Genomic DNA, 9,670 nt, shown 5'->3' with positions numbered 1-9,670 from the left:
GCGATGCCCGAGTCCGGATGCAGGTGGTCCACGTGCGCGGCGTCGACGAGTCCGTGCATGGCGGTATCGATCGACGGCGCGGCGCCGCCCTTGCCATGCAGGCAGTAGTCAAAGGCGGCGACCATTTCGTCTTCGCGCTCGACGCCCGGGTAAACACTCTTCAACGCCCGGAACCGGTCCAGCCGCAGCACCGCAAGATTGGCTGCCGTGAGCGTGCCCAGGTCCCCGCCGGAACCCTTCACCCACAACAACTCCACGTCCTCGCCCGTCACCGGGTCCGTCCCGGCGCCCTTGGCCGAAGTGTTCCCGCCCGCGAAGTTCGTGTTCCGCTTATCCGCGCCCAAGCGGTTGGAACGGGCAATCAGGTCTTCAACAGCGTGGTTTTCCATGTGATTCATGCTTCCAATCGGGCTAGGTGCTGAGGTGCTCAGCGGCTGTTTGGTCAGCGTTACTCGGTTGGCAGGACAACTCGCTGTCCCGCTCATCGAACGGAGGGCGTTTGCCGCTGGAGGGGTAGATTTCCCCGCCAGCGGCACCCCCAACGTCGACGTGGCGCTCGACTTAGAAGTCGTATTTGCCGATGTTGCTCTTGTCGAAGACGATCGGGTCACCTACGTTAAGGACTCCGTCTTTCCCGACGGTGTATTTCCCCAGCCGGCCGGCCGTGAAGGTTTCGCCTTCCTTGCCGCTGATCGTTCCCTTGGTGAGCGCGTCGATCGCGTAGGTGGCCAGGTAGCCCATGTCCTTCGGGCTGTACAGTGCAAAGGCTGAGACGGTGCCGTTGTTGATGTAGTCCCGAGTCGCGTTCGGCGTGCCGAGGCCGGTCAGAGCGACCTTGCCCTTGAATGACGAGTCGGAGATGTAGCGCGCCGCGGCCGCCAGGCCCACATTCGTGCAGGCGATGATGCCCTTGAGCTGAGGGTGTGACTGCAGCAATGCGGCGGTCTTGTTGAACGACTCCTGGTCGTCGTCGTTGCCATAGACGGTATCCACAAGCTTCAGGTTCGGATGGTTCTTGGCCAGCTCGTCCTTCATTCCCGAAATCCAAGCGTTCTGGTTCTTAGCGTTTGCCGATGCACCGAGGATCGCGACTTCTCCGCTCTCGCCGATCTGCTTTACGAGCAGGTCCACCTGAATCTTCGCAATGCTCGCATCAGTCGCCGGGGCTATGAACAAGTCCCTGAACTTAGGCTCAACATCGGAGTCGAAGGTCACTACCTTTGTGCCGGCCTTGCGTGCCGCAGTCAGGGCCGAGCCCGGAGCAGTCGGGTCGCTTGCCGAGAGTACGATTCCGGTAGTCCCCTGTTGGCTGAGTGTGTTGATGAAGCTGACCTGGGCATCTGCAGCCGAAACAGCGGGTCCGACCTCAGCAAACGTTCCCTTGAGCTCCTTCGACGCTTCCTCGCTGCCTTTGGCGGCATCCTGGAAGTAGGGATTGCCCAGCGCCTTGGGCAGGAAGCCGATGCTCAGGTCCTTGGCCGCGCCCTCCTGGGAGGACCCGGGCGATCCAGAGGTCTCGCCTGCGCCGCAGGCGGAGGTGACAAGGGCCACGCTGGCGGCGACCGCTGCCAGTGCTGCCAGTCGAGAGGGACGTGACCCCCGGGATGTGAATAGCGACATTTCTTTGTTTCCTTTCAATGACGAACAAAAATGAGATGGCCTGGATCGGAGATTCGCCTACCCACGATTGGCTGGGGCTTTCGATGCCCTTTCTTTGGCGGCCCGCGGAATTTTCCCCTTGAGCCAGGCAAAGAAACTTGGTGACACGATCGACGCGACCAGCAGCGCGCCGACCACAATGTTGATGACGTCGGAGGTTACGTTGACAAAACGCAGGGCACTTTGAAGCGTGCCGATCAACAGGACCCCCGCGAGCACTCCGTGAAGGGCGCCCTTCCCGCCGAAGATGGAGACGCCGCCTAGAAGGACCGCGGCGATGACGGTCAGTTCCAGTCCTTGCGCGTTGTCACCGCGCGCGCTCCCGTAACGGAACGTGAAGTAGATGCCTGCAAGGGCCGAGACGAGTCCCGACAGGACAAAGAGGATGAACTTTGTCCGCTGGACTTTTACGCCGGAGAAGGCGGCGACTTCCTGGTTGCGTCCGATGGCGAATATCCCGCGTCCGAAGGGCGTGAAATGAAGCAGGAGGACGAAGGCCAGGGCCAGAATGACGACCAGAACGATGACGTAGGGGATGCCGCTTTTGCCGAATATGGACGTCGTTAGTGTCGTCCAGTACTCGGGAAAGTTCACCACGGATTTCGTTCCAAGGATGCCGACGGCGATTCCACGAAATAGCGCTAGCGTCCCGATTGTCACGGCGAGGGAGGGTAGCCCGACGACGGTGACGAGCAGACCGTTGATGGCACCGCAGAGAATACCGAGCACCAGAGCTGCCAGCGCTGCGAGTTCAACGGGCCAACCGGCGTCGAACAAGGCCCCGAGCGTGACGTTACTCAGTCCGACTATGCTTGCCACCGAAAGATCGATTTCCGCTGAGATCAGAATCAGGGTCATGGGCAAGGCGATGAGGAGGATCGGCGTGGCATCCAGCAGCAAGTATCCCAAGGTGAGGGGACTGGAGAACTTGCGGATCGACGTCGATGCGCCGACAGCCACGATGATCAAGGCGATGACGACGGCAAACTCGCGGGTGAGAAGGAACCGTTTCCACGCCGGGGAGCTGTAGTAAGGATAGGCTCGGCTCCGGGACGGGGCCGGGTGTAAGGATGTGGATGAGTCAGTCATTTGCGTTGTCCCTGATCTCGATGAGTTTGTGGAATCGGCGAAGGGCGAGAACCCGATCCAGCGCGATGGCGCCGAGGATGAGGGCGCCGACGACCGCCTGCTGCCAAAAATCCTGCACTCCCAGGAGCGGCAGGGCCCGATTGATGGTCAGCAGGAGCACGGCACCGATCGCGGCTCCGAGCACGCTTCCGCTTCCGCCGAAAATAGCGATTCCGCCGACGACGGCGGCCGCAACTGAGATAAGTTCAAAGCCGGTTCCAGCCTGCGAATCGACCGTCCCATAACGGGCGGCGAACAGGACGCCGGCGAGGCCGGTCAGCGCCCCGCATGCAACGAAGGCGAGTATTACCCGCTTAGCGATGCGCAGGCCATACAGCGTTGCTGCTGAGGGATCGGAGCCGATGGCGTAAAGCTCGCGGCCCCCGCGTGTAGTCCTCATGTACCATCCGATGGCGACGAGCACGAGCGCGGCGATGATGGCCAGTGTGGGAATGTTCAGGAACGAGCTGACGCCGAAGCCGAGGAAGTCGCGTGGCATGTCCGACGCGTTGATCGGCTTGCGGCCGACCCACCACACGTCCACACCCCGGTAAATGTAAAGCGTGCCCAGCGTGACCACGAGGGCGGGAACCTTTGCGCAGGCGATCAGGGCTCCGTTAATTAGGCCGAGCAGAGCACCGAGGGCGATTCCGGCAATAATGACGACCGGAATCGGCAACCCCGGGAAATCAACGAAGAGGCGTCCGGTCAGGTAGGCGGTGAGCCCGACGACGGATCCGACTGAAAGGTCAATGTTGCGGGTAATGATGACCATCGCCTGTCCGATGGCCAGGAGCACAAAGATTGCAGGAGTGAGGAGGAGGTCCCGGAAGCCGTCGGTGCTGACGAGAAAAGCGGGGCTTCGGACCGTTGTCACCACGAGGACCATGAGGAGGGCGAGAACGATGCCTGTTTCGCGGGACTTCACGAGCGTTTCGATAGCCCGCGCGGCATGGTTCTTGCGTGCGGGGGAGATGAGGGTTGTCACTGCGTCGGCTCCATCACGTTCGTGGCGGCCACGACCTGGTGCACGTCGTGCGTTGCTGCGAACATCACCGCTTCCGCTGTCGCCTCGGCGCGGGGGATCTGTGACGTGATTCTTCCTTCACGCATGACGAGAACACGATCGGCCATGCCGAGTACCTCCGGTAGTTCTGAGGAAATCATGAGGATTGCGAGCCCCTGGCCCGCAAGTTGCGAGAGCAGGCGGTGGACCTCCGCTTTGGTTCCGACGTCGATGCCGCGGGTCGGCTCGTCGACGATCAGTACCCGCGGCTGAGCCGCGAGCCACTTGGCCAGGACGATCTTTTGCTGATTGCCGCCCGAGAGCGTTCCTGCTGCCGTCGCCAGGGAATGGGACTTGACCTGAAGGCGTCGGGCCCACACGTCAGCGGCCAGGTTCTCCGCCTTGGCGGAGAGGAGACCGAAACGAACGAGTCCTCGGCAGATGGACAGCGTCAGATTTCGTGCCACACCGAAATCCAGGATGAGGCCCTGCTGACGCCGGTCCTCAGGCACCAGCGCGACGCCGAGCTTCATTGCCGCGGCAGTGTTTTTTCGCGGAACCGTTTCGCCGTAGACCGACACCTGGCCCGAATCGTAGCTGTCGACACCGAAGATGGCTCGGGCGACCTCACTACGCCCGGCCCCAACGAGGCCGGCGAGGCCAACAATCTCTCCGGCCCGGACGGTGAAGTTGATGTCGTGGAACGTTCCCGTGGAGTTCAGCTTCCGGACCTCCAGGGCGACCTCGCCGATTGTGGCTTCCTCCTTTGGAAAGAGTGAGTCCACATCCCGGCCGACCATCTTGCGCACGAGCGAAGGGACGTCCGTCGCATCGATCGGATCGGTGGAGATATACTCGCCATCTCGCATGACGGTCACCGTGTCGCAGAGTGCATACACTTCCTCGAAGCGGTGCGAGATGAACAGCAACGCACGCCCTTCGTCGCGGAGTGCCCTGGCGACGGCAAACAGCCGGTCCACCTCGGCGAGGCTCAGGGCCGCCGTCGGCTCGTCCATGACCAGGACCTTCGCATCCAGCGATATCGCCTTGGCAACTTCGATGATTTGTTGATCTGCGATGGACAGTCCCTGGGCGGCCCTGTCAGGATCAATATGCACATTTAGGCGGTTGAATATCTCCTGCGCGTGCTTTCTCATCGCGGCCCGGTCGATCCGTCCCCAGGACTTCATGGGCTGGCGGCCCATGAAGATGTTCTCGGTGACGGAAAGGTCCGGAAATAGTGTCGGCTCCTGGTAGATGACCGCGATGCCGGCATTCTTGGATTCGGCAGTGGACGGAAAATCCACTTCGGTTCCGTCGAGAGTAAAGGAACCGGTATCCCGGTGGTACAGACCTGCAATGATCTTGACGATTGTTGACTTGCCGGCTCCGTTCTCACCCATCAAGGCATGAATGGAGCCGGCCTTGAGCGTCAACTCGCCGTTTCGGAGCGCCTGCACCGCCCCGAACGACTTCGAGACTTTTGACAGCTCAAGCACAACGTCGCCGATGGCGCCGGTCTTGGCCGAGTGGCTGGACAATTGGATCAATCCCTTCCCGTCGGGGTGGTGGTCATCAATGGGTTCAGAATGAACCGGGGCGGCACTGGGTTCACTGGTGTGGGCCGCCGGGACTGAGAAGCTCCTTGCGGCGGAGGTGTTCGTCCGGACGCGAGTCGATACGTTCGGCGTCTGGTTCGGACAGGTGTGTGGTGTTGCCGATGGAAAGGGCGCCACCGATGATACGGGCGCATTTCACAGCCATTTCTGTGATCTGCAGAGCCTCCGTGGCAGACTGCCCCAAGGCGAACATTCCATGGTTGACAAGGTAAAGAGCCTTCGGCGGGGCGCCGAACGCGACCATATGGTGCTGAAGCTCCCGGCGTGCGCGGCGGGCCAGTTGGAGGCCCGGGTCGGTGTAGGGAATGAGCAGTTGGTGCTTGCCCAGGACCACCACCTGGTCCGGAAAGAGGGTTCCTGAGACGAGCTCCTTGGCTTGGTCCGAACAGAGCAACGCATTGACGCTGACCGGATGCGTGTGCGCGACAACCGGCGTCTCCCCGTATTCCTGGCAGACAGCGTGCAGCAGAGCCTCAACGGAGGGCCTCTTGTCTTCGGAGTCGACGAGGCTTTCCATCAGTACGCGCGCAACCGTTTCATCATCGGCCGTGTCATCATTCAGGAGGGCCAGAAGCGGGGCCAGCCGGACCTCAACCAAGTCTTGTCGGGTGGCCGTCGCCATGCTTGCCCCTGACGCTTTGACAAACATTGTCTCCGGGGTGGCTCGACCGGAGACGTTTCCTTCAGCAAGGATCACCAGGTCCCGCCCGGGTTCTCCGAGGGTACGGCAGAGTCTGACAATGTCGTCGGCTATTTTATGGCTCACGACTTTTCCTTTCGCGCGGCTTGGAGGTAGTGCAGTTTTTGCTCGGCTGTCTGCCAGGCAAGCAATGAGGATCTGTCGGAGGCCGGGTTGTACCGCAGCGGTTCGGTGCTGGCCCGAACGATCTTGCGGGCGTGGGCGACGTTTTCGACGGCACCCGTCGAGATGGCCTGGACAAGGAGATTGCCCATGGATGTGGCTTCGGCGGGACCGGCCAGAACGGGGCGCTGGCACGCGTCGGCGGTCAGCTGGCACAACAGTGAGTTTCTGGCACCTCCGCCGATCATGTGGATCACATCGACGGGTTCCCCGCTGATCTCCCGGGCCGTGGTGATCGCTGTACGGTATGCCAGCGCCAGACTGTCTACGATGCATCTGGTGATTTCGGCATGACTTTCGGGAATCTGCTGCCCGCTTTGTTGGCAATAGCCTGCAATTCGTGCGGGCAGGTCGCCAGGCTCCAGGAACGCAGGGTCGCCGACATCGATGACAAATTGACGGGCCGGCACATCCTGGGCAGCCCTGAGGAGATTCGGAATCGTGAAGCGGCTACGATCGTCTCGGTTCCAGTGTCGGACGCATTCCTCGAGCAGCCACAGGCCTGCCAGATTCCTCATGAAAAGTGTTGTGCCGTAGGCGCCTTGCTCATTCGTGAAATCTGCTGATCGAGAATCCTCGGTCAGTATCGGCCTATCCAGTTCGAGTCCCGCGAGCGACCACGAGCCGCACGAGATAAACGCGTGCGCCTCTTCGGCGGGTAACGCCAGGACGGCCGACGCGGTGTCGTGTTCGGCGACACGGTATACCGTTAGCGGCTCGACCGCTGAGATGGCGCCAAGGATGGCAGGAAGAATTTCGCCGGCAACGGTGCCGGTATCACACAACTGCGGCAAGGCGGAGAGCGGGATGCCGGCCCGTGACGCCAGTTGCGGAGACCAGCTACCGGTAGTTACGTCCACGAGCTCGGTGGTTGACGCTATTGAACGTTCCGCCCCGAAAGTGCCTGTGAGGCCGTGCACCCACAGATCCGGGATCAGTAGGGCTTTCCCCCCGCCCGCCAGTTCACCGCGCTCGGCAGCGTCCGACAATTGGTAAAGGGTATTGATGGGGAGGGGATTGATGCCTGTGATGCCATAGCCCACACGGGCCGGAATCCGCCGACGGAGCCGTTCAACAGTATCGGGCGGAGCTGACCTGTAGTGGCGCGCAGGCGGGAAGTCCAGTGCCCCAGGGCGGACGATGCCGTAGTCGACACCCCAACTGTCGATGCCTGCGCCACTGGCGGAGTGGCCCCGTTCGCGCAGTGACGTAACGGCTGTGCGAAGGCCGATGAGTGTTTTTTGGAACAGCCGGGCAGTGTCCCACTGCAACACGCCAGCGATAAGGACCGGGTCGTTGCTAAATCTTGTTACTTCTTTCAGTTCAATCTGGGTATCTTCGATGATTCCGTAACAGACCCGCCCACTCGTGGCACCAAGGTCAACCGCAATAAACGCGGGCATGGATCCTCACTCTCGACGCTGAAAGGCGGTAATGCACCTTGTGGTACTTGTTGTGAAATTTATCAAGAGATTTCATAGACCGCAAGGGATTCAAACATGAACTAACAAATGTCGGCTAAGATTACGGTCATAACAACCGAGGGGAAGACATGACGCTAAGCGGCTCTGCAGCCACGGAAGAACGCCGAGAAATGCTCAGAGTGATTCTTCGCGAGGAGGGCACGGTTGATTTGGCCGCAGCCTCTGAAAAACTCGAAGTGCACCCCATGACCGTTCGCCGCGATCTCGATTTCCTGGAGCAGGAAGGGATCGCCCGGCGTGTACGCGGGGGTGCGGTCTACGTCGGCACCGAGGATTTTCATCAACGCCAAGGTCGACATTTTGCTGCGAAACGACGTATCGCCGAGAAGCTAGTTCCCCTGGTCAAGTCAAACCAGGCCATCGGTTTCGATGCGTCAACTACGGTCTTTCAGCTTGCAAGCGCGTTAAAGGACGTTGAGCAGCTCTCAGTTATCACCAACGGGCTGGCCACCTTCACGGCCCTTCAACATCGGCCGGGGATACGCGCGTATCTCACCGGGGGGGAATCCGAGGAGCAAAACGCCAGCCTCGTCGGGCCGTTGGCTGTGGCTTCGTTGTCCAGTTTCCTGCTGAATACCTGTGTTCTCTCGACGAGTTGCATCGACCCGGTCATCGGCACCAGCGAGCCCACAATGGCTCAGGTTGAAGTCAAAAAGGCGATGGCGGACGCGTCCCAATTCGTCGTCATAGCCACGGACTCATCGAAGCTCGGCACGCGGTCCGTCGCCCGCGCCCTTCCAATGAGCAGGATCGATCTGCTCGTTACGGAACTCGATCCCAAAGACCCGAAACTGGACCCTTTCCGAGACGTAACTGACATCCTCTGAAGCAGGCAGGTCGACAAGCCCAAGAGGAGGCAGTTCCCAAGCTCAGTGAGAGACTGCGGCAGGGAAGCTCACACCCTGATCCTCGCAAGGCAGTGGATCCGTGGTCGGAATGACGTCATCACGGCAACTTATGGCCGGTTCAGATTCCTCCACCAGATCAAGCAGGTCGTCCCAGACCCCGGAGGGGATCCTCCATTGCGCAAGGTCCGTGACAAAATCGGCTTGCGACGGGGTGCTGGCGCCAACGATCGTTGAGGCAACCCGCGGATCAAGCGTCGAGAACTGCAGGGCAGCTGCCGCCAAGGGGATGCCATACGCCGCACAGATCAACCGCATCTTGTCGCTGCGTTCCAGTCGTGCCGGCACCCTCTCCCGGTTCATGCCCTGGGTAGACCTTCCCGTCCCATCCAGAAGTAACCTGCCGGTGAGTGGCGCGGCATTTACGAATGCCACCTCGCGGGAGACGGTATTCTGGATCAGCGGCTCGGCCGCCCGATCCAGCAGGTTATACGGAACGTAGCTGATCACCGCGTCGAACGCGTCAGTCTGCAGGTACTTCAGTTGAAGATCTATCGGACCGCCCGCAATACCGAGATGATTGATCAGGCCCTGGTCCCGCAACCTAACGAGCGTTGCAAGAGGGCCGCTGCGTGCCGTTGCTGATTCAAAGCTGAACTCTTCGGGTTGACGCAGCAAGACGAGCGGGAGAAGGTCGAGGCCAAGGCGCTGAAGGCTCGCTTCCACGGCGCGAACGATGCCGTCCCCCGAGAAGTCGAGCGCTAAGGCGGGTCCCACGCTTCGCGTCAGGACGAACCCATCTGGCAAGCCGCCTGCTTCAGAAATGGCCCGCCCAATACACCGTTCGCCTTCGGCTCCTTGCCAGTATTCACCCTTCGCATCGATGAAGTTGAAGGGTCCTTCCAACACTCTCCGGATGGTCGCCAAAGCGGTTTCGGAACCGGGCCCGTAATTTAGTTGGCTAGTGCACACATCCATCGTGCTGATGTCGATGCCCACTGATGACGCCGACAGGCCAGCAGGGCCACGCATTCGTCTTCTCATCTTTACCTCGTGCAACCCTTCAT

9 protein-coding genes are annotated in these 9,670 nt (G+C 60.8%); 1 reads left to right on the top strand and 8 read right to left on the bottom strand.

Features of this window, described 5'->3' with window-relative positions:
- From AB0O52_RS19125 to AB0O52_RS19095, 7 genes are all read right to left on the bottom strand, one after another.
- A partial coding sequence (locus tag AB0O52_RS19125; protein WP_364540918.1) for a class II aldolase/adducin family protein occupies positions 1 to 389 on the bottom strand: 389 nt, incomplete at its 3' end.
- Positions 390 to 561: 172 nt separating this feature from the next.
- Positions 562 to 1,620, bottom strand: coding sequence for a rhamnose ABC transporter substrate-binding protein (rhaS, locus tag AB0O52_RS19120; RefSeq protein WP_364540916.1), 1,059 nt, complete (start codon positions 1,618 to 1,620; stop codon positions 562 to 564).
- Between the two features lie 57 nt (positions 1,621 to 1,677).
- Positions 1,678 to 2,748 (bottom strand): ABC transporter permease, encoded by a 1,071-nt coding sequence (locus AB0O52_RS19115; protein WP_364540913.1) that lies wholly within the window; start codon positions 2,746 to 2,748, stop codon positions 1,678 to 1,680.
- On the bottom strand, positions 2,741 to 3,775 hold the full coding sequence (locus AB0O52_RS19110) for an ABC transporter permease (protein WP_364540911.1): 1,035 nt from the start codon (positions 3,773 to 3,775) through the stop codon (positions 2,741 to 2,743). Before AB0O52_RS19110 ends, AB0O52_RS19115 begins: the two co-directional genes overlap by 8 nt.
- Entirely contained in the window at positions 3,772 to 5,334 is a 1,563-nt protein-coding gene (locus AB0O52_RS19105) for a sugar ABC transporter ATP-binding protein (RefSeq protein WP_364540909.1), read from the bottom strand. The genes AB0O52_RS19110 and AB0O52_RS19105 overlap by 4 nt, the downstream gene beginning before the upstream one ends.
- Before the next feature lie 70 nt (positions 5,335 to 5,404).
- Entirely contained in the window at positions 5,405 to 6,178 is a 774-nt protein-coding gene (locus AB0O52_RS19100) for a class II aldolase/adducin family protein (protein ID WP_364540906.1), read from the bottom strand.
- Positions 6,175 to 7,677, bottom strand: coding sequence for a rhamnulokinase family protein (locus AB0O52_RS19095; protein WP_364540903.1), 1,503 nt, complete (start codon positions 7,675 to 7,677; stop codon positions 6,175 to 6,177). The genes AB0O52_RS19100 and AB0O52_RS19095 overlap by 4 nt, the downstream gene beginning before the upstream one ends.
- Positions 7,678 to 7,826: 149 nt before the next feature.
- On the opposite strand from AB0O52_RS19095, the gene AB0O52_RS19090 reads away from it, so the two are divergent.
- Positions 7,827 to 8,585 (top strand): DeoR/GlpR family DNA-binding transcription regulator, encoded by a 759-nt coding sequence (locus AB0O52_RS19090; protein WP_364540900.1) that lies wholly within the window; start codon positions 7,827 to 7,829, stop codon positions 8,583 to 8,585.
- A gap of 42 nt (positions 8,586 to 8,627) precedes the next feature.
- Here AB0O52_RS19090 and AB0O52_RS19085 read toward each other — a convergent pair whose 3' ends face one another.
- Entirely contained in the window at positions 8,628 to 9,602 is a 975-nt protein-coding gene (locus tag AB0O52_RS19085; protein WP_364540898.1) for an aldo/keto reductase, read from the bottom strand.
- Between the last annotated feature and the right edge of the window lie 68 nt (positions 9,603 to 9,670).

The organism is Arthrobacter sp. NPDC080073, assembly GCF_040686575.1.
Taxonomy (GTDB): domain Bacteria; phylum Actinomycetota; class Actinomycetes; order Actinomycetales; family Micrococcaceae; genus Arthrobacter.
The sequence above is the reverse complement of the archived record's forward strand: the minus strand, read 5'-3'. Positions and strand labels throughout refer to the sequence as shown.